We start from the raw sequence: 23,671 nt of genomic DNA on the forward strand, positions 1-23,671 counted from the left end.
TCCTCACAACAGGGCCATATGGTTGCGATGGACCAGCGCCGATCGAGGGGCATAGCCGAGCAGACCGACCAGTTCGTCGCTGCGCCGCCCGACGATGCGCGCGACTTCGCCGGCATCATATTCGACCAGCCCGCGCGCGATCGTGCGATTGTCGGCATCGACGATGCGGATCAGGTCGCCGCGAACGAAGTCGCCCTCGACACCGATGGCGCCGGCGGCCAGCAGGCTGCGCCCGGTGGCAAGCGCCTTCGCCGCGCCGGCATCGATACGGATCGCGCCGCGATCGGTCAGCCCGCCCGACAGCCACGCCTTGCGCGCCGGCGCATTGCCGGCGGTCGCAAAGATGGTGCCATGGCCGGTTTCCCCGAACCGGGCGAGCGGATGATCGATCCGCCCGCTGGCGATGGCGAGATTGGCGCCGGCAGCGGTCGCGATGCGCGCCGCCTCCACCTTCGATACCATGCCGCCCGATCCCATGCCCGACGACGATTTGGCATCGGCCATGCCCATAATCGCGGCGTCGATCTGCGGGACGTGCGGGATCAGCTTTGCGTCCGGGTTGCTATGCGGGTTCGAATCGTACAGCCCGTCAATATCGGACAGCAGAACGACCCCGTTCGCGCGTGCCGCCGCCCCGACGCGCGCGGCGAGCCGGTCATTGTCACCGAAGCGGATTTCCTCGGTCGCGACGCTGTCATTTTCGTTGACGACCGGCACCACGCCCAGCGTCAGCAACCGGCCCAAAGTCGCTGAGACGTTCAAGTAGCGGCGACGATCCTCCAGATCGTCGAGCGTCACCAGCAGCTGCGCGGCGGTCAGGCCGTGGTGGCCAAGCAGTTCGGCCCAGATGCTCGACAGCGCGATCTGTCCGGTTGCGGCGGCCGCCTGCGCGTCTTCGAGGCTGGCACGACCGCCCTTGGCGAGCCCCAACCGCCGCGCACCGAGCGCGATCGCGCCTGACGACACGATGACGATCTGCTGTCCGGCAGCCACCCGCGCCGCGATGTCGGTAACGAGCGATGCGAGCCAGTCCCGGCGCGGCTGTCCGTCCGGCGCGACGAGAAGCGCGGAGCCGACCTTGACGACCAGGCGCAGGCAGTTGGTCGGCTCAAACAAATCCTCCCCGCTTTGCGGGGAGGGGAACCGCTGCGTAGCCGTGGTGGAGGGGCAGGGCCGCGAACGCTCCGCCTGCGGCGACCCTCCTCCAACAGCAGGCGGCTGGTTCCCCTTCCCGTCAGATGGGGAGGGTTTTTGTCCCCCTAGATCGGCGACCATGCGCGTGGTTCCTCATCGTCGCCGGTATCCTGCGCGTGCATCTCGCTCGGTCCGATCGCTTCGATCAGTCTGTCGAGCACCGTCTCCAGCCCTTGTCCGGTCGCACCCGACAGCGGCAGAACCTTAGCCCCGCTCTCCGCCTCCAGTTCGGTGATCAGCGCGGCGGTCAGTTCGTCATCGAGCAGATCGGCCTTGTTCAGTGCGATGACCTCAGGCTTTTCCGCCAGGTCGGCACCGTAATTCTCCAGCTCGCCGCGCACGATGCGGTACGCCGCGACCGGATCGTCGACGTGGCTGTCGATCAGGTGCAGCAGCACCCGGCAGCGCTCGATATGGCCGAGGAAGCGGTCGCCGATCCCGGCACCTTCCGCCGCACCCTCGATCAGACCGGGAATGTCGGCAATCACGAACTCGCGCTGCTTGTGGCTGACCACGCCCAGCTGCGGCCGGGTGGTGGTGAACGCATAGTCGCCGACCTTCGCATTCGCGTTAGTGACGGCGTTGATGAAGGTCGACTTGCCGGCATTGGGCAGCCCGACCAGCCCGGCATCGGCGAGCAGCTTCAGCCGCAGCCAGACCCACGCCTCGTCGCCCGGCCAACCGGTGCCGTGCTGGCGCGGCGCGCGGTTGGTCGAGGTCTTGTAGCTGGCATTGCCGCGCCCGCCATCGCCGCCGCGCAGAAACACCTCGCGCTGACCGGGGCGGGTAAAGTCGGCGAGGACGGTTTCCTTGTCCTCCGACAGCACCTGCGTCCCCACCGGCACCCGGATGATCAGGTCGCGGCCGCCGGGGCCAGTGCGGTTCGCACCCGACCCGCCCGACCCGCGCGGCGCGCGAAAATGCTGAGTGTAGCGAAAGTCGATCAGCGTGTTGAGGCCAGGGACCGCTTCGAAAATGATGTCGCCGCCCTTGCCGCCATTGCCACCGTCGGGGCCGCCATATTCCATGAATTTTTCACGGCGAAAACTGACGGCGCCTGGGCCGCCCCCGCCCGACCGGACGAAGATCTTGGCTTGATCGAGAAAATGCATTGCGTGCGCTTAGTCGGAGTCGCCCCAAGGGGGAAGGGCATTATGCTATAGCCGCCGGTAGAGTACCAGTGCGTCGACCTCGCCCAGGGTCGGATGCTCGAACGCTCCGGGCAGGCGGCCGACCTGTTCGAAGCCGAGTGACAGCCACAGCCGGACTGCACGGACATTGGTCGCGATCACGAAATTATACTGCATCGCACGAAAGCCCGACTCCCGCGCATGATCGAACGAATGCAGCGCCATCGCCCGAGCGACGCCGCGCCCGGTCGATTCCGCATGGGTGGAATAGCCGCCATTGGCAACATGCGCGCCGCCCCCGGCTTGGTTCGCACGGCAATAATAGCTGCCAACGACCCTATTCTCGACCTCCGCCACGAACACGTGATGGCTGGGGGCCAGCCAATAGCCGAGCGCATCCTCCCGGGTCATGTCCCGGTCGAGCGCATATACTTCTCCGGCCCGGATGAGCGGCATGATGATTTCTGCGATCGCCGCCTGATCGGCTGGCGTCGCGGCACGGATCAGCACGCTCAACTCTCCCGCACCGCGATCAGGCTGCGCACCGCCAGTTCCCGCGCGCGTTCGCGCGGCAGGCGCAGCGCCTTGGCCATTGCCCCGCCCAGCAGTGCGTCGCCCAGCGCCATCAGCACCAATTGCAGCGTCTCGTCCGCCAGCGGCATGCCACTGAGCGCATTCTCATGTCCCAGCCGGTCGACCAACGCATGGATCGCGTCGAGGATCGGGTCGAGCGCGTCGTCATTTCCCGACAGTATCATCCAGCTCGCCAGTGCGCCCGCACCCTCGCGATCGAAGGCATCGAACGTCAGGTCGACCACCTCGCGCGGATCGTGATCGCCATCGCGGGCGCGCAGCACTGCCGCGCCGATCGTTGCTGTGATCGTGGTCGCCATCCGCTCGGCCAGCGCCTTTTGCAGGCCCGACGCCGATCCGAAATGATGCAGCAGGTTGGCGTGCGTCCGCCCGATCCGCGTCGCGACCGCTTTCAGCGTCACCGCCTGCGGCCCGGCCTCGATCAACAGATCGCGCGCGGCATCGAGTGCCGCGTCACGCGACGCTTCGGGCGAGAGGCGGCGGCGAGCTATTGACATATGTGTAAGTAGTCGGCATCTGGCATGACATCAGTTGGAGCAGAACCGTGGCGAAAGCAAAGACTCCCGACGATCTGACGATCACGCCGCGCGACCTGCGGTTCGGGCGCGAGGGCGGCTATCGCCGGTGGTGGCTGAACGATGATCCGATCGCGACCGCCTTCTACAACGCACTGTCGGTTACTTTTCCGAAAGGGGAGGGGTTCTTCATCGACAGCGTCCGCCAGTATCGCGACGAAGTGCCGCCGCGCCTCGCCGCCGAAATCCGGGCGTTCGTAAGGCAGGAAGCGATCCACACCCGCGAGCATGTCGCGTTCAACCGCCATGTCACCGATCAGGGCTATGATACGTCTCGGCTCGACGCGCGGATCGATCACGAGTTGTCGATCACCAAGGGGCGTCCGCCCATCGCCAATCTGGCGGCAACGATGTGCCTCGAACATTTCACCGCGATCCTGGCGCACGAACTGATCGCCAATACCGCGCATCTGGCGGGTGGCGATCAGGCCGCCGCCGATCTATGGCGCTGGCACGCGATCGAGGAGATCGAGCATAAGGGCGTCGCGTACGACACCTGGCTTCACGCGACGCGTCACTGGCCCCGGTTCAAGCGCTGGCGGGTCAAGGCGCTGGTGATGCTGATCGTTACCGCCAGGTTTTTTCGCGGGCGTACCGAAGGGATGCTCGACCTGTTGGCGCAGGATGGTTTCACGGGCGCGCGGCTGAAATGGCGGCTGTTCGCCTATGCCTTTGGCCGGCCAGGCATGGCGCGCAAGGTGCTGGGCATGTACCTCGCCTTCTTCCTGCCGGGCTTCCATCCGTGGAACCATGACGACCGTGCGCTGATCGGACTGGTCGACAGCGAGTTCGAAGCGGCACGATTGGCACGCGCCTAATCGCCTTGCGCCGCGGTCAGCGGCCGCGCATTGATGCGTGATGCGAACGGTATCGGAAGAAGCGGCGGTCCGGCTCTATCACCTCGACGACGAAGGCGGCGTGGCGACCACTATCCTGTACGGCACGCTGGCCGAAGCGATGGCGGCGGCTGCGCGTGAGCCGGAGGAGATACAGGCCGGACTCTATCTGCAGACCAGCAACGACGTAGTCGGTTATCTCGATTTGCTGGAGGGATGATCGGGACGGTGCAGCGCCTCGCCCCGATCGACTAATTACTGATAGCCGCCTTCTTCCTCGCGTTCCTCGGCGGCTTCTTCCTGTACCTCTTCCATTTCTTCCTGCTCGGGGGTGTCGGGATCGATCATTGCGGGCGTCCTCTTGTGCGGCAGCAGCGCCGTCTGTTGTCAACCAGCCGGACGGCGCGGGCGTTCCGTGCGTTTCATGCCGCCCGCCGCCGATCGTGGCGACGATCGGTCAGGTCGATCGCATAGTCGATCGTCTCGACTGCCACGCCGCGCCCACGCGAATGGATCGCGCTGCGCGTGCCCGTGGCCACGAAGCCCAGCCGGCGCAGTACGGCGCCCGAAGCCGGATTGTCGACATAATGGCCGGCTGCGACCCGTTCGATGCGCAGCGTCGCGGCGATATCGAGTACGGCGCGTCCCGCCTCGACCGCATAGCCGCATCCCCATGCCGATGGCGTCAGCCAATAGCCCATGACGTGCGGCTGGTCGCCGAGCGGACCGATGCCGACTCCGCCGATCAGATCGCAGCGTCCGCCGTCATGGGCGAAAATCAGAAACAGGGGGCCGGGATCGCCCTGCCACGCAGCGATGAACGCCTCGGCATCGGCAGCCGTGTACGGCCACGGTACGCGCGACAGGTTGCGGACGACGGCTTCATGACCGATCGCGGCATGTAGTGCGGGCGCGTCCTCGATCCAGCCGGGGCGCAGGGTCAGGCGTTCGGTACGGGCGAACATCAGCATCTCTCCAATGCGACGCGCCTCCGCATAGGGAAGCGGGCAGGGGCCGGAGAGAGCAATAAAAAAAGGGAGCCGGGGTGACCCGCCTCCCTCTTGTTGGCTGGTTCCGTCGCCGGAACCCGGGTCACCCTGGTGGGCGACCCGTATGGTAGCCCGTTATTCTGCGGCCTGCGCCTGCAGTTCGACATACGCGAACTTGCGGCCGAGCTTGCCTTCCTTGAACGCCACGCGGCCATCGACCAGTGCGAACAGGGTATGGTCCTTGCCCATGCCGACGTTCACGCCCGGGTAGAATTTGGTGCCGCGCTGACGCACGATGATGTTGCCCGCGACCACTTCCTGGCCACCGAACTTCTTCACGCCAAGGCGACGGCCGGCCGAGTCACGACCGTTGCGCGACGAACCGCCTGCTTTTTTATGTGCCATGGTTCAAACTCCTCGTATTCGCTCAGGCGCTTATGCGGCGGCGCTGTCGTCGGCGCGCTTGTCGCCGATCGCGGTGATCTTCAGGATGGTGTGCTGCTGGCGATGACCGTTCTTGCGACGGTAGTTGTGCCGACGGCGCTTCTTGAAGACGATAACCTTGTCGCCCTTCGCCTGCGCGATGATTTCCGCCGAAACCGTCAGCCCTTCGACCGACTGCAGTTCCGAACCTTCGCCGGCAAGGAGCACGTCGCCGAGCGTCACGTTGCTGCCAGCTTCGCCTTCGAGCTTCTCGACGACGATCTTGTCTCCTGCGGCAACGCGATACTGCTTGCCGCCCGTGCGCACGATTGCGAACATGGCCCTTGCTTCTTTCCCAAATGCAATATGTCCGCGTGGAGATACCCCACGCGGCAAGTGGATTGTGCCTAGGCAAGCGGGCCGCTGCTGTCAATGCCGAACAAACGATTCGTCGCCGAAACCGATGTTGCGGCGCGGCAACAGGAGCGTGACAATCGTGTTACCCGATCTGGCCTAGGGTTGCGTCAGAAAATGTCCCGGTCGAACTAAGCGGCGCAACGACTAACCCTATAGGGTGGTTTCGGGGAGATTTTCATGCGTAAACCGGTTTTCACCGCGCTGTTTCTGTCGACAGCGTTCACGGCCGTTCCGGCCTTCGCCCAAGTGGTCGATGCGCCCCCGCCCGCGGCCGACGTGCCCGCAGGCGAAGAGATCGTCGTCGTCGGCACCCGGGCGCAGGGCCGCACCGTTGCCGAAAGCCCGGTGCCAGTCGACGTCATTACCGGCGATGCGCTGGTCAATGCCGGCTATACCGAAACCAACAAGCTGCTGAACCAACTCGTCCCGTCGTTCAATTTCCCGCAACCGTCGATCACCGACGGTACCGATGTGGTCCGACCGGCGACGCTGCGCGGCCTGTCACCCGATCAGACGCTGGTGCTGGTCAACGGCAAGCGTCGCCACACTACCTCCCTGTTGAACGCGAACGGATCGGTCGGGCGCGGATCGTCGGCGGTCGATCTGAACACCATTCCCAGCCTCGCGATCGAGCGGATCGACGTGCTGCGCGACGGCGCGTCGTCGCAATATGGTTCGGATGCGATCGCCGGTGTCATCAACGTCCAGCTGAAGCGCCGCGAGGGCGGCCGCGCGACGATGACCTATGGCAAATATGTCTCGCAGATGGAGGGCGTCGCCGAAGTGTTGGGCGTCGCGCGGCAGGCGAGCGGGGAGCCGCAGGTCCGCGCCGACGGCACCTATGTCCTCGAAGAGACCGGTCGGGATCGTCAGGTGCGTGACGGCCGCACCGTCACCTTCGCCGCGAATATGGGCCTGCCGATGGGCGAGACCGCCTATCTGAACCTGACCGGCGAATATCGCGACCGCGAACCCACCAACCGGGCCGGCTATGATCCGCGCCGCAACTATCCGCTGCTGTCGACCGGCGGCGTCGATCCGCGCGAATTCAGCTTCGATCGCGTCAACCACCGCTATGGCGATGCGAAGACGACCGATTTCAACTTCTTCCTGAATGGCGGCGTCGATCTCGGCGCAACCTCCGAGCTTTACATCTTTGGCAGCTACGGCATTCGTGACGGCGAAAGCGCTGCCTTCTATCGCCGCGCCTCGGGCCGCGACGCCAACAGCAACATCCAGGATCTGCGCAACTGCACTTTCACCGGCACGGTCTGCACACCCTTCTACGCCGATGGCTTCCTGCCGCTTATCACCAGCCAGATGGAGGATTTCTCCGGCGCGCTGGGCCTTAAGGGCGACATCGCCGGGTTCAACTACGACCTGTCCTACGTATACGGGACCAACAGCTTCGATTTCCGTATCGAGAACAGCTATAACGCCTCGTTCGGCCCGCAGTCGCAGCGCGCGTTCAACGCGGGCGGCACGCGCTTCGGCCAGCAGACGGTCAATCTCGACCTGCAGCGCGACATCACCGTCGGCTTCCTGTCGCAACTGTCGCTGGCGCTGGGTGGCGAATATCGCAACGAGAATTACCGTATCGTTGCCGGCGAACTCCAAAGCTATGCCGCCGGCCCGTTCGCGTTCAGCAACGGCGCTGCCGCCGGGTCGCAGGGATTCCCCGGCTTCTCGCCGAGCACCGCGGTCGACACGTCGCGCGACAGCTTCGCCGGCTATGTCGAACTGGACGGCAAGGTCAGCGATGCGTTCAACGTTGTCGCCGCTGGCCGTTACGAACATTACAGCGATTTCGGCGATACGGTGAACGGCAAGTTGGCCGCCCGCTTGGCTCCCGTCGAGTGGGCCGCGCTGCGTGGATCGATCTCGACCGGTTTCCGTGCGCCGAGCCTTGCGCAGCAGTTCTTCTCGTCCTTCGCCACGCAGAATATCGGCGGGACGCTGGTCGAGATCGGCACGTTCCGGGTCGGCGATCCGGTCGCCCGGGCGCTCGGTTCACGGCAGCTGGAGGCCGAAAAGTCGGTCAACATCGGCGGGGGCCTGACGCTGACGCCGTTGCGCGGGCTGACGCTGACCGCCGACTATTACAACATCAAGATCAACGACCGGATCATCCTGTCCGAAAACCTGCAGGGCGCGGCGGTCGTCGCGGTGCTGCGGGCCGCCGGTATCCAGGACATCACCTCGGCTCGCTTCTTCATCAACGGCATCGACACCCGGACGCAGGGCGTCGAGGTCGTGGGAACCTACCGCGTGCCAGACCTCGGCATCGGCAGCGTCACGCTGACCGCCGGTTACAATTACAACCAGACCGACATTACCGACCGTTCGACGCTGTCGGCGATCCCGGGCGTCACCCTGTTCGGGCGGCAGGAATCGCTGCGGCTCACCGAGGGGCAGCCGCGATCGAAGATCAATGCTGGTCTCGACTGGTCGCAGGGTATCTTCGGCGTAACCGCGCGCACCAATCGCTTCGGCAACACGCTGTCGCCGGGCGGATCGGCGGCAACCGACGTCGAATTGACGCCGAAATGGCTGACCGACGTCGAAATCCGGGCGACGCCGGGACAGTTCGAACTGGCGATCGGCGCGAACAACCTGTTCGACGTCTATCCGACCCGCAACCCGATCCTCGGCGCGGCGGCGATCAACAACTACTTCATTCCCTATTCGAGCTTCTCGCCATTCGGCTTCAACGGGCGCTATCTCTACGCGCGTGCCGGCGTGAAGTTCTGATCGTAACGGGCGGGCAGGAGCCCTTGGGTTCCTGCCCGTTGCTTCAGGTGCGCTGGTCCAGCCGGATCGTCCGCCCTTCGCGCGCTGATCGATAGATGGCTTCGATGATCCGCATGTCGCGCAGGCCTTCCTCACCCGACACGATCGGTTCGCGCCCGCTGATCGCGCATTCGGACAGATGATCGAGTTGTGCGGCGAACTGGTTCCGTCCGGGCCCCGGCGGTGGCGTCACTTGCCGCTCGCGGTCGCCGCCGACCCAGAGCCGCTGCCCGCTATAGCCGGTCGCCGGTTCAAGTTCGATCCGGCCCTTCTCACCCATCAGCAGGATCTGGTTGCGGTTGGCGCTGTACATCGACTGGCAACTGCCGATCGCCCCCGACGGGAAATCGAGCGTGAAGTCGATCATGTCCTCGACCTCCCGGAAACGCGGATCGCGCCGGTCCGTGGATTCGCGGGCGGTGACGGCGACGGGTTCCTCGCCGGTCATGTAGCGCACGGCTTGCAGAGCATAGATGCCGATATCCATCAGCGACCCGCCGCCCGACAGCGCACGTTTCAGCCGCCACGCATTGGGGTCGCCGAAATTAAAGCCATGTTCGGACCGGACATAGCGGGTCCTGCCGACCGCACCGGCCCGAGCGAGGCGTATCGCTTCCCGATTATGCGGTTCGAAATGGCTGCGATATCCGATCATCAGCTTGCGGTTCGCCTTACGCGCGGCGGCGATCATCGCTTCGCATTCGGCGGCCGATACGGCCATCGGCTTTTCGCACAGGACATGCTTGCCGGCCTGCGACGCGCGGATCGAATATTCGGCATGCATCGAATTGGGTAGGCAGACATAGACGATGTCGATGTCCGGATTGTCGCGGATGCGATCGTAATTCTGGTAGGAATAGATCGCGCTGGAGGGCAGGCCGTGTTCCTTCGCCACCCGCTCGGCCTTTGCCCGGTCGCCGCTGACCACGGCGGCTAGGCGACTATGCTCGCAATTCCTGAATTCGGGAATGATCCGCCCCAGACCATATCCGCCCAGCCCGACAATGGCGTAGCCGAGCTTGCGGTCGGACTGGCCGAACGAAGCGCAGCCGGGAGCGATCGACAGGGCGGCGGCGGTAAGGATCAGTTCGCGACGGCCGATGTCCATGGGCTTCTCTCCGGCAAGGATCGCCGCAGGATGACCGGATAGCCCCGTCGTTACAAGCTATGCCGTTGATTTCTCTTCGTCCGCCGCTGCCTGTGCCGCGCGTTGCTCGGTCAGGATGCTCCATGCGGTGATGAACAGCGCGCCTGCCAGCGGACCGACGACGATCCCGCTCAGCCCCATCAGGTCGATCCCACCCAGCGTCGTCACCAGCACCAACCAGTCGGGAATGCCGGTGTCGCGCCCGACCAGCACCGGCCGCAGGATATTGTCGGCCAAGCCGATCACCAGCACCCCCGATGCGATCACCACTACCCCCTGCCAGATCGCGCCGGTCGCGAGGAGATAGATGGCGACGGGCGTCCAGATGATCGCCGGTCCGATGGCCGGCAGCAGCGCCGCGATCGCCATCACTACGCCCCACAGCAATGCGGCGGGCAGCCCGACGATCCAGAATGTGATCGCTCCTAGCGCACCCTGTACCAGCGCGACGACGCCAGACCCCTTGATCGTCGCCCGGACGACGGCGGTGAATTTGTTGGCCAGTCGCCATGCCACGTCGCGCTCCAACGGCAACGACCGGACGATTGCCGGGCCGAGCCGGTCGCCGTCGCGCAACAGGAAATAGGTGACATACAACCCGACGCCGAACGCCAGCAGGAATGCGGCAGCATTGGCGCCGATCGACAGCGCGCTGCGGGCGAGCACGCTGGCGCTGGCCCCTACCGCCTGCGACACCCGGGCCTGTGCGCGTTCGAAACTGCCGAACCCGGCGCTGTCGATCGCGTGCTGCATGCGCTGGGGCAGGGCGCTGTGAACCTGTTCGAAATAGGTCGAAAAATTAATTTGCCCGCTGCGCAGCTGCGTATAGACGCCCGCCGCCTGTTCGACGACCATGCTGGCAATGACGAGCGCCGGGATCACCACCGCGACGGTAATGATGAGCAGCGACAGCGCCGCCGCCAGATTGCGCTGCCCCGGCCGCCAGCGCAGCAGTCGCTGAAACAGGGGCTGGAACAGCAGCGCGGCGAGTGCGGCCCATAACAGCGCACCCACAAAGCTCGATACGACCAGGGTCAGTCCGATGGTCACCAGTGCAAGGAACAGGATGAATCCGCCGGATTCCACACGCCGTCGAACGATCGCCATGCTTTGCTGCCTTATAGTCTCTGCCGACGAAGCGTCGGAATTGGTCGTTGCGCAAGCGGAACGCCGGGACGCGCTCTATGCTCCCTCGCCGGAAGAGGATAGCGGAATTGATGCAGCAGGGTCGGTCGACGATCAGCCCGATCACAGAGCTGTATCTTTCTGTCCGAACGAAAAGCTATCGGCGTGCCGATCCACGACCGGGGAAGGCGAGGGGAGCAAGCGCCAACTTGAGCGACCCGTCGCCCGTGAACGATCCGGCCGGCTTCGTCCTCACCGATCCGGCCGCCCTCACTGCGAGGCGCGGCTGCGGTCGCGGATCGCGCGGAATTCATCCCCTGCGACCCAGTTGGGCCATTCGGTCGTGTTCGCCAGTTCGCGCCCGACCGTGTAGAACAGGTTCAGATCCTGCGCGACGCCCGCCCAGTTCCAGTTCGGGTCATATTCGTCTTTGGGGCCGTGATAGCGCTTTTCGGTATAGTCCTTAGCCGCCGCTTCGCCGGCCGCCTTGCCCCCTTCGACCAGGTCGTCGCCGGAATCCACATACAGCATCGGCACGCCATGCTTGGCGAGGCTGAAATGGTCGGAGCGGTAGTAATAGCCGTTTTGCGGCATCGGATCGGCCTCCGCGACCCGACCCTGCGCCGCCAGTGCGCGGTTCAGATAGGCGTCGAGTTCCGACTTGCCCTTGCCGACGACCACGACGTTGCGGGCCGGTCCGGCGACCGACAATGCGTCCATGTTGATCCCGCCGACGGTCTTCGCGAGCGGATAAACCGGATGGTCGCCATAATAGGCCGAACCGAGCAGCCCCGATTCCTCGCCGGTCACTGCTAGATAGACCTGGCTGCGCTCCGTCGCGCCGGCCTTCGCATTCGCCTGCGCCAGCCCGATCAGCGCAGCGGTGCCGGTCGCGTTGTCGACCGCGCCGTTGCAGATGTCATCGCCATCGGGCGCCGCCTCGCACCGGCCCAGATGATCCCAATGGCCGGTGAACAGCACGACCTCGTCGGGGCGTTTGGTGCCGGGCAGGATGCCGATCACGTTCTTGGACGCATGGCGACGCACCTGATTGTCGAACGACACGCTCGCCTTGACCCCGGTCAGCAGGACCGCACGAAAGCCCTTCTTCTGAGCGGCTGCGACCAGCTGATCGTAATTCTTCCCGGCTGCCGCGATCAGGCGCTTTGCGGCGGGCAGTTGCATCCAGCCGATCGCCTTGCTCTGGTCCATACGGTCGTTGGCGGCATCGGCCACCTGCTGCGGGCCGGTCCAGCTCGACTGGACGACGTTCCAGCCATAGGCGGCGGGCACCGTATCGTGGATGATGATTGCGGCGGATGCACCCTGCCGCGCCGCTTCCTCGAACTTGTAGGTCCAGCGCCCGTAATAGGTCATCGCCTTGCCGCCGAACGGTCCGTCCAGCGTCGGGCTGGCATAATCGGGATCGTTGACGAGGATCAGCACCGTCTTACCGCGCACATCGACGCCGGCATAGTCGTTCCAGCCCTTTTCGGGGGCGTTGATGCCATAGCCGACGAATACGACGTCGCTGTTCGCGACCGCCGATTTGGGCGTAACCTGATAGGTACCGACGACCATATCGGGGCCGTAGTTCAGCGCGATCGGACTGCCCGCGCCGGTGAAGCTCAGCGGCGACACGTTGCGGCTGGTGATCTCGACCAGCGGCACGTCCTGGAACCAGCTACCCTTGTTGCCGGGCTGCAACCCTGCCTTCGCGAACTGGTCGGCCAGATAGGCGAGCGTCTTTTCCTCGCCCGGTGTCCCCGGTGCGCGCCCTTCGAACGCGTCGGAGGACAGGACGCGCGTCGCCTCCTTAACCGTTTCGACCGAGACCGGGGCAGGGGCCGTCTGCGCGAGCGCCGATGCGGCAACGGTCAGGCATGGGGCAAGCAACAACGAACGCATCGAACCTCCGGAAACGCTGGAGGGCGGAATGTGCCATGCCCAAGGCGGTCAGGCAACGCAGGCGGGACGACGGAATCCTTGCGTGTCGATCATGCACGGTACATGCGGACATTGCTCGGGCCACGAGGGCGTTCCGAGCAATGCCAAGCGTCAGTGTTGCTAGTGCCGATCGGCTGTCCGGGAACGGTGCGACGGCAGTTCAATCAGCGCGGCTGGTACGCTGGATTGGACACGTTTCGAACTTTCTCGAGCGACCTTCCTTTGACGTGCGGCGCATTATCAAAGAATTGAAGGTGCTCGATGAAGAGGTCGTTTGGGGACTTGGTCCTTGAAGAAGCCAGTCCTTCTGTCGGTAAAGCCGGTTAAAAGCGGCTTGTCCGCTATCGGGCGGCGACCGCGGAGAAGCAGACGTTCGTTCAGCCGGAAGGACAGGGGGGCTGAACACCCGCCGGCTAGCCGAAGCCGACTGTCCGCGCCAGCACCGCCCCATGCTGCGGCAGGGTCGCGACCGCCGCCGCGGTGGCGCTGCGCATCTGTCGGATGGCGGGAAGCAGGCGTACCTCGTCGAGGGCGTCGGCGATCGGGTCGTAACCGACCGGTTCGATTCCCTGCCCGAGCAGCACCGCGACCCAGCTGGGCATCGCGAACAATTCGTCCTCGTAGCGGAAGATGCGGCCCTTTTGCCGGAACAGCTCGATCTTGCGGGTCAGGCTGTCGGGTACGTCCATGGTGCGGACATGGATCCAGAAGGGGGAGTCGTTGCGTGCGGTCGCGTGGTAGTGGAGGATGATGAAGTCACGGATCGACCGGTAATTGTCGGCCATCTGCCGGTTATATTCGTCGCGCTCGACGGGAGAGAAGCCGCGGTCGGGGAACAGCGCGAACAGTTTCGATATTCCCTGCTGGATCAGATGGATGCTGGTCGATTCGAGCGGTTCGAGGAAGCCGCCCGCCAGGCCGATCGCGACGACATTGCCCGCCCACATCGCATCGCGCCGCCCGGCGGTGAACGACAGGCGGCGCGGCGCAGCGGTGGGCGCTGCATCGAGGCGGCTTAGCAGCAGTGCCTGCGCCGCATCGTCGTCCATATAGCGGCTGGCATAGACCAAGCCGTTGCCGGTGCGATGCTGCAGCGGAATGCGCCACTGCCAGCCGGCGGCGTGCGCGGTGGCGCGGGTATAGGGCAGCACCGGTTCGGTGCGTTCGGTAGGCACGGCAATGGCGCGGTCACAGGGCAGCCAGTGCGACCAGTCCTCGAACCCCACTCCCATCGCTTTGCCCAGCAACAGGCTGCGAAAGCCCGAGCAGTCGAGGAACAGGTCGCCCGCAACCCGTCGGCCATCGTCCAGCCGGACGGCGGCGACATGGCCGTTGTCGTGATGCTCGACGGCGACGATGCGCCCCTCGATCCGGGCGACGCCGTCCGCTTCGGCCCGCCGACGCAGGAAGCGGGCGTAGAGCGTGGCGTCGATATGATAGGCATAGGCCATGCCCGACAGTGGCGAACGCGGATCGGGATGCGGTGGGCCGAACGCGTTGGCGCGCGCCGCGACCGTGGTCGGAGAATAGTCGCTGATCGGGCCGATCCCGTCCTGCCCTTTCAGCTTGGCCCAGAGCTGATGGAAATTGACCCCTTCGATATCGCGGCCGAAATTGCCGAAGGGGTGGAAATAGCCACTGTCGGCGGTGTGCCATCCCGCGAATTCGATGCCGAGTTTGAAGCTGCCGCGCGTTTCGCGCAGGAATTCGGCCTCGTCGATGCCGAGCAGCTTGTTGAAATTCAGGATCGACGGGATCGTCGCCTCGCCCACCCCGACCGTGCCGATCGCGTCGGATTCAACCAGCGTGACGCGGCGCCGGCCATCGTTGAGATAGCGGCCGCAGGCGGCGGCGGTCATCCAACCGGCAGTGCCGCCGCCGATGATGACGACATGGTCGATGGGATCGGTCATGATGGAAACTCCATCGCGGCAAGACAGGTCGCGACCGATCGCTCCGTACGCCTTGGCCGACCGTCAGTGCAAGCCGCGCAAGTCACGGACCCGCCTGATGTTTTTCCGCGGGTGGGACGATGTCCGGAAACCATGACCATGTTGACAGACCTGCCCGCCGTGCGCAGCGTGACAACGCTCGACACGATGGCGATCAGAACAGGGGCTGGAGAGGATGACGATGATCGCACGACGCGGATTCATCGGTTCGGGGGCGCTGCTCGCCGGCTGTGTCATGGCCCCGCCCCTGCCGCGGCCGATCGGGGCGGGCGCGCAGGGTTTCGTACGGCGCGAGGGGTTGCGGCTGCTCATCGATGACCAGCCCTATCGCTTCGTCGGCGGTAATATGTGGTATGCCGCCTATCTGGGCGCGGATGCCCCTTATGGCGACCGCGCGCGGCTGGGGCGGGAGCTCGATGCGCTGGCGGCTATGGGGGTGACCAACCTGCGCGTGCTGGCGTCGAGCGAGGAAGGGCCGCTCAGGAACTCGATCAAGCCGGGGTTCCGCGGACCGCGCAAGGACTACAACCGGACGCTCCTCGCGGGGCTGGACTATGCGCTGGCGGAAATGGGCAGGCGCGGCATTCGCGCGGTGCTGTACCTGACCAATTTCTGGGAATGGTCGGGCGGCATGATGACCTATCTGTCCTACGTCAATGGCGGCAACTATCTGAACATGAACGATCCGGCCCATCCCTGGCCGGCGTTCGCGAACTTCAACGCGCAATTCTATGGCAATCGCGCGGCGATGGACCTGTACCGCGACTGGATCCGCGCCGTGGTCGGGCGAACCAATGGCGTGACCGGCAAACCCTATGCCGACGATCCGACGATCATGGCGTGGCAGTTGTCGAACGAACCGCGCCCGGCGGGCGACAAGGCACATGCGGACCTGCCGCAATTCTACGCCTGGGTCCGCGACAGTGCGCAGCTCATCAAGTCGATCGACCGCAACCATCTGGTCTCGACCGGCAGCGAGGGGCTGAAGGGTGGGCTGGAAAGCGCCGAGATCGTGCTGGCCGAACATGCAATCCCCGCGATCGACTATCTGACCGTCCATATCTGGCCCAACAACTGGGACTGGGTGCAGCAGACTGATCTCGCCAACACCGCCGCGCGGGGCGAAACGCTGACCGACCAGTATATCGCCGACCATGTCGCGCTCGCCCGGCAGCTGGACAAGCCGATGGTGATCGAGGAATTCGGCTATCCGCGCGACGGCGGCAGCAACGATCCGGCGGTGGCAACGACCTATAAGGATCGGTTCTACAGCCGCATCTATTCGGCCGCGATCAGGGACATGCAGGACGGCGGGCCGATCGCCGGCACCAATTTCTGGGCATGGAACGGCGAGGCGCGCGCCGCCCATCCCGACTATCGGTTCCGCGACGGCGACCGCCTCTATATGGGCGACCCCCCGCACGAGCCGCAGGGCTGGTACGGCATCTTCACCGGCGACAGTACGATCCGGCTGGTATCCGACCATGCGAAGGCGATCGCCGCGCTGCGGGAGCCAGCGGTCAAAGGAACGCGCGCCCGCCCGTCACCGGTATCGTTGCGCCGGTAATGTAGCTCGCCTCGTCGCTCGCCAGCATGACATAGGGGGGCGCCAGTTCGGCAGGTTGCGCCGCACGGCCCAGCGGCGTGTTCTCGCCGAACGATTGGACCGCTTCCTCGGGCATGGTCGACGGGATCAGCGGCGTCCATACCGGCCCCGGCGCAACCGCGTTCACCCGGATCTTCCGCTTGGCAAGCATCTGCGCGAGGCCCGAGGTGAAGTTGTTGATTGCGCCTTTCGTCGTCGCATAGGCGAGCAGTTCGGGATTGGGGTCCTGTGCGTTGATCGACGTCGTGTTGATGATCGACGCTCCCTCACTCATATGCGCGACCGCTGCCTTCGACAGATAAAACATCGCATGGATGTTGGTGGCGAAGGTTTGTTGCCATTCCTCGTCGGGAATGTCCTCGATCTTGTCGAACGTCCGCTGATGCGCGGCGTTGTTGATCAGAACGTCGATCCGCCCGAACGCCTCCGCCGCCTTGGCGATCACGTCGCGACAATGCGCCGGATCGGACAGGTCACCGGCGACCAGCACCGCCTGCCGCCCCTCGGCTTCGATTAGCTTGCGCGTCGCCTCGGCATCGTCATGCTCGTTCAGATAGGCGATCAGCACATCCGCCCCTTCGCGAGCGAACGCGATCGCGACCGCGCGGCCGATACCGCTGTCGCCGCCGGTGACGATTGCCTTCTTGCCCGACAGGCGTCCCGATCCCCGATAGCTGTCCTCGCCATGATCGGGTCGGGGGTGCATCGCGTCGGTCCGGCCGGGGATCGACTGTTGCTGTTCGGGATAGGGCGGGGTGGGACGGTCGGTCATGGCTATTCTCCGTAAGGGGTGCGGCGCGCTTCGACGCAGTCGGGATGGGTTGGGCCGCGACGCGAAGCGCCCGGCGTGATGACGGCATGCGGTCCGTGGTTGTTGCAGATCAACGGGTCGCCCACGGCGTCGTTCCGGTCGCATCGCGGAAGCGTCAGCCGTCCAAAAATCATCGACCTCGTTCGCATCAAATCTCCAGTCCGACGAAGATCGCATGGGTCCGCCTGCGGTCCTGCGCGGTTTCGAACGCCTCGTTGATCCGGTGCAGCGGGAAGCGGTGGGTGATGAGTTCCTGCGTCCGTAACTTGCCACGGGTGAGCAGGTCGAGCACCGTCAACTGCTCAGAATAGAGGTCGCGAAAGGCGAAACTGGCGCTGGGGATCAACGTGATTTCGGACATCTGAACCCGCTGCCATTCGAGCGGGATCGTCGTTTCTCCGGCATCGAACCCGCCAACGATGACGACCTTGCCGCCGCGTCGCACCAGTCGGGTGGAGAGGGGGAGCGTTTCCGGCATCGATTCTCCGCCAGCGCATTCGAACACGATGTCGGCCCCGCGATCGCCGGTCATCGCCCGGATCGCGGTCACCGGGTCTTCCTGCTCCGAATGCACGATCCGGTCCGCCCCCAATCGGACCGCAAGGTCGAGTGCATGCGGTACGGTATCGATGATAAGGACATCGGCCCCGCTTGCCTTGGCCAGCATCAACTGGCCGAGGCCGATCGGGCCGGCACCGATAATGGCAATGCGCGCGTTGATCGACAGTCCCGACAGATGCTGAGCATGCAGCGCGACCGCATAGGTATCGAGTAGCGCGGCATCGTCATACCCGATCTGATCGGGCAGCTTGTGGAATTTGTGCTGTGGACCGACGACCAGTTCGGCGTACGCGCGCGATACGCTGGCCCGGCGGGTCGGGTACAAGTCGGGACACCGATTATATTGCTGCACCCGGCACCACTCGCACGCGCCGCAGCCGAGCACGGATTCAATCAGCACCCGGTCGCCGACTGCGACGTGCAAGACGTCGGCACCGATTTCCACCACCTCACCGGCCAGTTCATGCCCCATGATGCAGCAACGCAGTTCCTTCTCCGCCTTCTCCCAGTGGCGAAGGTCCGTGCCGCAGATGCCCGCCATCCGCACCCGCGCCTTGACCCAGTCGGACTGGGGTAACTGCGGATCGGCTACCTCGGCAATTTCGAAGCGGCCATCGGCGGTCTTGAGTGCGGCTTTCATCCTATGGCTCCTAGAAAGGCGGCACCGGGAATATCGGCGCGAGCAAGAACCGGACCGTCCCGCTCCATGAGCGTGACACCGCCCTGTCGCTCGTGCGCGACGAGCAGATGGTCGCCATCGATCGCGAGGAACCGGGGCGACAGCCCGCCGCTCGCGCGGTGGCTGATCAGGTGCACCGCGCCATCGGTTTCGATCGCGAAAGTTGCCACGCTGTCATGGCCGCGATTGGTGACGTACAATCGGTCCCCATCGACGAGGATGGCGCCACCGAGATTGTCGGCAGGGGACGGCAGCGTCGACACGCACTGTCGTGCGACCAGACGGCCACCGTCCCCGCGGTCGAGTACACTCAATGTCGAGGCAAGTTCGCTGAGGAGATACAGGATCGGCCGGTCAGGATGAAAGGCGATCTGGCGCGGCCCGCTGCCGGGCGGCGCGGTGAAGACGATCTTCGCGGTGCCCAACCTACCGCTATTCGGTGAGAAACCGAGGACGCAATCGTTGCCCAGGTCCGCCACATAAAGCGTTCCGTCCGGTGCGAATCCAACCCAATGGGCATGGGGGCCGGCCTGTCGATCCGGGTCGGGGCCATTGCCGGTGTGCCGGTAGCAATCGGGATCGCCGGTCGGCAAACCCCTATCATCGAGCGTGAACAGTGCGGTCGTCCCGTCCCCATAGTTGGCGACCACCAGCATTGTTCCCGTAGCGTCCAGCGCCAGGTGGCATGGTGCATGGCCCGCGGATGGAAAGCGGACGATCTCCCGCCAATTCGTGCTGTCTATCAGCACGACGTCGCCGGCGACCTCATCGACCAGATACCATAGCGCATCGCGACGCACACCGGCCGAAACGTTGCAGACCGGCGCGACGACGCATTCGACGTGCAAGCGACCGACGCGATGCCGTACCAGATATAATCCCATCGCACCGGCCTCCGCATAGCCGCCGGCAATCCATGCGCATTGTTGTTCCATAGACTCCGCAAACGCTCGCCGCCGCAGATGGTCGCTAACAAAGTACAGCTAATTCAGTGACATGAGTTAAGGTTCGTCCCACAATCGCGAACTCGTTCACCCCATGCGCGTTGGCTGCCAACGATGACCTTGCACCCGCAACCCGACCTGACTCCCGCCGATCGCGAACGCGGCCTCCGGTTGCTCGTCACCGAAGCCGCGTTTTCGGGCGGCGCGGCGGCACTGACCAGCGGGGTGATCCTGACCGCCTTTGCGCTGCATCTCGGCGCATCCAACGTAATGGTGGGGGTGCTCGCCGCGACGCCGTTTCTCGCCCAATTGCTGCAACTGCCCGCCGTCCAGATGGTCGAACGCTGGCGACGGCGGAAAGCGATTGCCGTCTTTTCCAGCCTGATCGGGCGGATGATGCTGCTTGTGATGGCGCTCCTCGCCTTTTCGGGAGGCACCGCGGCATTGCTGGTGTTCCTTGCTGCGCAAATCGTACTGTGCGGACTGGGCGCGATCGGTGGTTGCGCGTGGAATGCGTGGATGCGTGATCTGGCGCCCGAGGAGCGACTGGGCGACGTCTTCGCCAGGCGCACGGTGTGGTTGACCGCGATCAGTCTCATCCTCGGTCTTGCCGCTGCGCTGGCGCTCGACTGGACCGCGCCCGGCTCGACAGCACGCGATACGGTGTTCGCGGCGATGTTCCTGGGCGGCTGCATCACGGGCTTGATCAGCGCGCGGCTGGTGGCAATGATGCCCGAACCGTTGATGCCGCCCACAACCGGCCCGATCGACCTGCGCGTGCTGCTCCGCGCTCCCTTGCGCGACCGAAATTTCAGCCGGTTGCTGGTATTCGTCGCCAGTTGGCAGTTCGCGATCAACCTTGCGACGCCCTTCTTCACCGTCTTCATCGTCCGCCAGCTGCATTTCAACGTCAGCTTTGTCCTGTTGCTCAGCGTCGCCAGTCAAATCGCCAACATCCTTGCCCTGCGGCTTTGGGGGCGGCTAAGCGACCGCTTCGCCAACAAATCGGTGCTGGCCGTCTGCGCGCCCACTTACATTCTCGCCATCGTCGCAATGATCGGCGCCTCGCAATTCGGCGACCGGACGCTGGTCAAGCTGTGGCTGGTAGCGTTGCATCTGGTAATGGGTGCGACGATCGCCGGGGTGACATTGGCCAGCACCAACATCGCACTGAAACTGTCGCCAAAGGGGTCGGCGACCGCCTATGTCGCGACCAACGCAATGACGACGGCGGTCGCGGCAGGTCTGGCTCCGATCCTCGGCGGACTGCTCGCGCAATTCTTCGCCGCGCGCCAGTTCGAACTGGTGGCACGGTGGAGTGGCCCGAATGGCGTGTGGACACTGCCGATCCTACTGACCGCGTGGGATTTCTACTTCCTGCTCGCCGGCCTGATCGGCATCTACGCCATCCACCGACTGTCGCTGGTCGCGGAGGTCGGCGAGATCGAGCGGCGCGAAATGGTCGGACAGGTGTTCAACGAAACCCGCCGGAGCATCCGCAACATCTCATCGGTTGCCGGCCTTCGTGCCGCTACCGACCTGCCCGGCGCACTGCTGAAGGATGCACGACTACGGGTGCGGCTGCGGCGGGCGCAGGAGGCGCAGGAGGCGCAGCGACAAAAATTATCCTAGTGTAGGTTAGTAACGATTTGATTTGAATGTTTTTTCTGGAACCACGCCTTTGGCGACCGCTTTGTCCCTGGCATTGAAATTTGCTTCGGGAGACATGCAATGCACCAGATGGCGACTGCCGATGCGCCGGCCGTCAGCCCCTATCTGCTGGCATTGCGCGACCTGTTGCGTGACGGTTCGACGCCAATCGTCGAATTTGCCGTTGGCGAGTTGAGCGTCGCGCTCCACGCCGGCACCGATTCCGTCTTTGCCGTCGTTCGTCGGGCGCGGGGCGGGGGCCTTGCTATCCGGGCCGCCTATGTCCCGGTGCCGTTCGCGTGCGAAGCGATCGCAACCGACGTCGATGAAGCCGCCCGGCTGCGGATCACCAGCACGCTTGGCGAGCATATCCTGTCGTTTCGCGCCGATCGTGACGCGCTCGAACGGCTGCGCATCGTCACTGACTTTACCCCCACACATGCCGTTGTGCTGCCGTTTGCGCCGCGCGATCTCTACCCGCTGGGGCGCGGCGATGATCCGCTGCGCGCGAAAGGAAATGTCGAAGCCTCGCAGCGCGGCATGAATACCGGCCTGCTCTATTTCCGGATCGACGAACCGGCGTTCGGCAATGTGCTGTACGTCCAGAACCTGACCGCTTCGAACCCTTACTTCCGCGCGACCGGGACCATCCCGCGCGAGAGCGTCGGCGGGGCGTGGCCCGAGCTTGGCTATGCACTGCCAACCCCCTCGGCGAAGGCCAATCCGGCGGAGGTGTCGCTCGCCGCTGGCGAAACGGTGACGCTGTCCGACCAGATACTGGTCTTCCGCCACGAGGCACCACCGCATGAGCGGGAGTCGGCGCGCCAGTTCGTTCAGATGCTCGGCGCGGTCTACGACGTTCTCGACCTGCCGCCGGTCCAGTATCGCGACTGGGCCGACCGTGCCGAACGGTCGGCGCACGACCTGATGACCGCGCCGGAGGCGACGATCCGCCATTACGGCCATCGCTACGTCCATCCCTACACCGCTGCGGAATATCCCGACATCATGGTGCAGATGTCAGCGATCGCCGCACTCCACCAATGGGGCAAATGGCGCGGCGCGCCGCACCCGCTGGAAAAGGAACTCAAGGCGGGCCTGCGCAAATTCTACGATCGCGACCTCGGCACACTCCGGCGCTATCTGCCCAACGTCGGCAAGGACAAGGACGCCGATGCCGTCGACAGCTGGTATCTATATCACCCGCTGCTGAACCTCGTCAGCCTCGCGCTCGACGGTGACCGGCAGGCGCGCAGGCTGTTCCTTGACTCCATCGACTATGCAGTGAAGGCTGCACGTCATTTCAACTATCGCTGGCCGATCCAGTACAAGGTTACCGACTTTTCGGTGATTACCGAAGAGGCGGAGGTCGACGGGCGCGGCCAGACTGATGTCGGCGGCATCTATGCATGGGTCATGTTGCAGGCGTTCGAGCTGACCGACGAGAAGATGTATCTCGATGAAGCGCGTGCCGCGATCGATGCGGCGATCGGCCTGCGCTTCAACATCAATTATCAGGCGAACCTGACCGCATGGGGCGCCGCTGCCTGTATGCGTTTGTGGCGGATCACCAATCGCGACGTCTATCGCGAGCAAAGCTATGTCTATCTCGCCAGCTTCCTGCACAACGCACTGCTGTGGGATAGCCAGATCGGCCATGCCCAGCACTACGAGACGTTCCTCGCGGTCACTTGCCTGCAGGATGCACCGTACATGGCGATGTACGAATGTTTCGACAGCTTCGTAGCATTCGAACAATATTTGAATGATGGCGGCCCTGACCTGGAGCCGGAAGCACGAATGTTCATCGGCGAATATTGCCGCTACGTCCTGTCGCGCGCCTGGTATTATTATCCCGATGCGCTGCCGGATGAGGCGATCGCGACCGAGCAGCGGGAGTCGAACGGCCATGTCGCCCGCAATCTGTCCTTTCCGCTGGAGGACCTCTATCCCGATGGCCAGCCCGCCGGGCAGGTCGGACAGGAAGTTTATGGCGCGGGGGCGGCGTTCATCTTTGCATCGCGCGCGATCCACCATGTCGAGGGCGCGCCGTTCCGCCTGTATTGCGATCTGCTGCTACGCGCGGTCGAACGGATCGGCGATCGAGCGTTGTCGGTTCAGCTCGATGGGGGGGAGACGCGAACTGCGAGTTTGCGCCTCGTTCGGCTGCCGCGCCGCAGCTTACCCGACAGCAAGCTCGCTACCGCCGATGGCGACCCGATCGATGCCGATGCGGTCGATGCCGATCGCATCGATTATCGCGTACCGGCCAATGGCCGCCTGATTCTGACATGGGAATGA

At 64.6% G+C, this 23,671-nt stretch carries 20 protein-coding genes; 6 read left to right on the forward strand and 14 right to left on the reverse strand.

The genetic code is table 11. The features are described from left to right. Positions 1 to 3: 3 nt before the first annotated feature. From proB to AAIO73_RS12505, 4 genes are all read right to left on the reverse strand, one after another. Positions 4 to 1,116 (reverse strand): glutamate 5-kinase, encoded by a 1,113-nt coding sequence (gene proB / locus AAIO73_RS12490; RefSeq protein ID WP_345878487.1) that lies wholly within the window; start codon positions 1,114 to 1,116, stop codon positions 4 to 6. Between the two features lie 143 nt (positions 1,117 to 1,259). After that, positions 1,260 to 2,306 (reverse strand): GTPase ObgE, encoded by a 1,047-nt coding sequence (gene obgE, locus AAIO73_RS12495; protein WP_345878488.1) that lies wholly within the window; start codon positions 2,304 to 2,306, stop codon positions 1,260 to 1,262. 45 nt (positions 2,307 to 2,351) lie between these two features. After that, positions 2,352 to 2,834 (reverse strand): GNAT family N-acetyltransferase, encoded by a 483-nt coding sequence (locus tag AAIO73_RS12500; RefSeq protein WP_345878490.1) that lies wholly within the window; start codon positions 2,832 to 2,834, stop codon positions 2,352 to 2,354. A 2-nt stretch (positions 2,835 to 2,836) separates the two neighbouring features. Continuing rightward, positions 2,837 to 3,415: a TetR/AcrR family transcriptional regulator gene (locus AAIO73_RS12505; protein ID WP_345878492.1), complete on the reverse strand. Its 579-nt coding sequence runs from the start codon at positions 3,413 to 3,415 to the stop codon at positions 2,837 to 2,839. A 47-nt stretch (positions 3,416 to 3,462) separates the two neighbouring features. On the opposite strand from AAIO73_RS12505, the gene AAIO73_RS12510 reads away from it, so the two are divergent. Both AAIO73_RS12510 and AAIO73_RS12515 read left to right on the forward strand, forming a co-directional pair. Next, a complete protein-coding gene (locus tag AAIO73_RS12510) occupies positions 3,463 to 4,311 on the forward strand; it encodes a metal-dependent hydrolase (protein WP_345878493.1) in 849 nt (282 codons plus the stop codon). A 40-nt stretch (positions 4,312 to 4,351) separates the two neighbouring features. Further along, a complete protein-coding gene (locus AAIO73_RS12515) occupies positions 4,352 to 4,549 on the forward strand; it encodes a hypothetical protein (protein WP_345878495.1) in 198 nt (65 codons plus the stop codon). Between the two features lie 202 nt (positions 4,550 to 4,751). On the opposite strand, the gene AAIO73_RS12520 is transcribed toward AAIO73_RS12515, so the two are convergent. From AAIO73_RS12520 to rplU, 3 genes are all read right to left on the reverse strand, one after another. Continuing rightward, positions 4,752 to 5,294, reverse strand: a complete 543-nt coding sequence (locus tag AAIO73_RS12520) for a GNAT family N-acetyltransferase (RefSeq protein WP_345878497.1) — start codon at positions 5,292 to 5,294, stop codon at positions 4,752 to 4,754. Positions 5,295 to 5,453: 159 nt separating this feature from the next. Next, positions 5,454 to 5,723, reverse strand: coding sequence for a 50S ribosomal protein L27 (gene rpmA, locus AAIO73_RS12525; protein ID WP_242116461.1), 270 nt, complete (start codon positions 5,721 to 5,723; stop codon positions 5,454 to 5,456). Positions 5,724 to 5,753: 30 nt separating this feature from the next. Continuing rightward, positions 5,754 to 6,080: a 50S ribosomal protein L21 gene (gene rplU, locus AAIO73_RS12530; protein WP_345878499.1), complete on the reverse strand. Its 327-nt coding sequence runs from the start codon at positions 6,078 to 6,080 to the stop codon at positions 5,754 to 5,756. A 255-nt stretch (positions 6,081 to 6,335) separates the two neighbouring features. Between rplU and AAIO73_RS12535 the strand changes: the two genes are divergently transcribed. After that, positions 6,336 to 8,909: a TonB-dependent receptor plug domain-containing protein gene (locus tag AAIO73_RS12535; RefSeq protein WP_345878500.1), complete on the forward strand. Its 2,574-nt coding sequence runs from the start codon at positions 6,336 to 6,338 to the stop codon at positions 8,907 to 8,909. Positions 8,910 to 8,952: 43 nt separating this feature from the next. Here the strand turns inward: AAIO73_RS12535 and AAIO73_RS12540 are convergent, their stop codons facing one another. The 4 genes from AAIO73_RS12540 to AAIO73_RS12555 all read right to left on the reverse strand — a co-directional run bounded on the left by AAIO73_RS12540 (position 8,953) and on the right by AAIO73_RS12555 (position 15,080). Further along, positions 8,953 to 10,056 (reverse strand): Gfo/Idh/MocA family protein, encoded by a 1,104-nt coding sequence (locus tag AAIO73_RS12540; RefSeq protein ID WP_345878501.1) that lies wholly within the window; start codon positions 10,054 to 10,056, stop codon positions 8,953 to 8,955. 57 nt (positions 10,057 to 10,113) lie between these two features. Next, positions 10,114 to 11,202 (reverse strand): AI-2E family transporter, encoded by a 1,089-nt coding sequence (locus AAIO73_RS12545; RefSeq protein ID WP_345878502.1) that lies wholly within the window; start codon positions 11,200 to 11,202, stop codon positions 10,114 to 10,116. A 288-nt stretch (positions 11,203 to 11,490) separates the two neighbouring features. Next, positions 11,491 to 13,128, reverse strand: a complete 1,638-nt coding sequence (locus AAIO73_RS12550) for a M28 family metallopeptidase (RefSeq protein WP_345878503.1) — start codon at positions 13,126 to 13,128, stop codon at positions 11,491 to 11,493. 452 nt (positions 13,129 to 13,580) lie between these two features. Next, entirely contained in the window at positions 13,581 to 15,080 is a 1,500-nt protein-coding gene (locus AAIO73_RS12555; protein ID WP_345878504.1) for a tryptophan halogenase family protein, read from the reverse strand. A gap of 214 nt (positions 15,081 to 15,294) precedes the next feature. On the opposite strand from AAIO73_RS12555, the gene AAIO73_RS12560 reads away from it, so the two are divergent. Continuing rightward, positions 15,295 to 16,686, forward strand: coding sequence for a glycoside hydrolase family 5 protein (locus AAIO73_RS12560; RefSeq protein ID WP_345878506.1), 1,392 nt, complete (start codon positions 15,295 to 15,297; stop codon positions 16,684 to 16,686). On the opposite strand, the gene AAIO73_RS12565 is transcribed toward AAIO73_RS12560, so the two are convergent. From AAIO73_RS12565 to AAIO73_RS12575, 3 genes are all read right to left on the reverse strand, one after another. Beyond that, entirely contained in the window at positions 16,640 to 17,497 is an 858-nt protein-coding gene (locus tag AAIO73_RS12565) for an SDR family oxidoreductase (protein ID WP_345878507.1), read from the reverse strand. The two genes, AAIO73_RS12560 and AAIO73_RS12565, sit on opposite strands and share 47 nt — an antisense overlap. Before the next feature lie 187 nt (positions 17,498 to 17,684). After that, on the reverse strand, positions 17,685 to 18,737 hold the full coding sequence (locus AAIO73_RS12570) for a zinc-dependent alcohol dehydrogenase (protein ID WP_345878509.1): 1,053 nt from the start codon (positions 18,735 to 18,737) through the stop codon (positions 17,685 to 17,687). Beyond that, a complete protein-coding gene (locus AAIO73_RS12575) occupies positions 18,734 to 19,711 on the reverse strand; it encodes a lactonase family protein (RefSeq protein WP_345878510.1) in 978 nt (325 codons plus the stop codon). The genes AAIO73_RS12570 and AAIO73_RS12575 overlap by 4 nt, the downstream gene beginning before the upstream one ends. A 123-nt stretch (positions 19,712 to 19,834) precedes the next feature. Here AAIO73_RS12575 and AAIO73_RS12580 point away from each other — a divergent pair, with 123 nt between their 5' ends. Together AAIO73_RS12580 and AAIO73_RS12585 are read left to right on the forward strand one after the other, a co-directional pair. After that, the gene (locus AAIO73_RS12580) at positions 19,835 to 21,352 is read left to right on the forward strand and encodes an MFS transporter (RefSeq protein WP_345878511.1); all 1,518 of its coding nucleotides are present in this window, start codon (positions 19,835 to 19,837) and stop codon (positions 21,350 to 21,352) included. 99 nt (positions 21,353 to 21,451) lie between these two features. Continuing rightward, the gene (locus AAIO73_RS12585; protein WP_345878512.1) at positions 21,452 to 23,671 is read left to right on the forward strand and encodes a hypothetical protein; all 2,220 of its coding nucleotides are present in this window, start codon (positions 21,452 to 21,454) and stop codon (positions 23,669 to 23,671) included.

Source organism: Sphingomonas epibiotica, from assembly GCF_039615155.1.
Lineage (GTDB): Bacteria > Pseudomonadota > Alphaproteobacteria > Sphingomonadales > Sphingomonadaceae > Sphingomonas.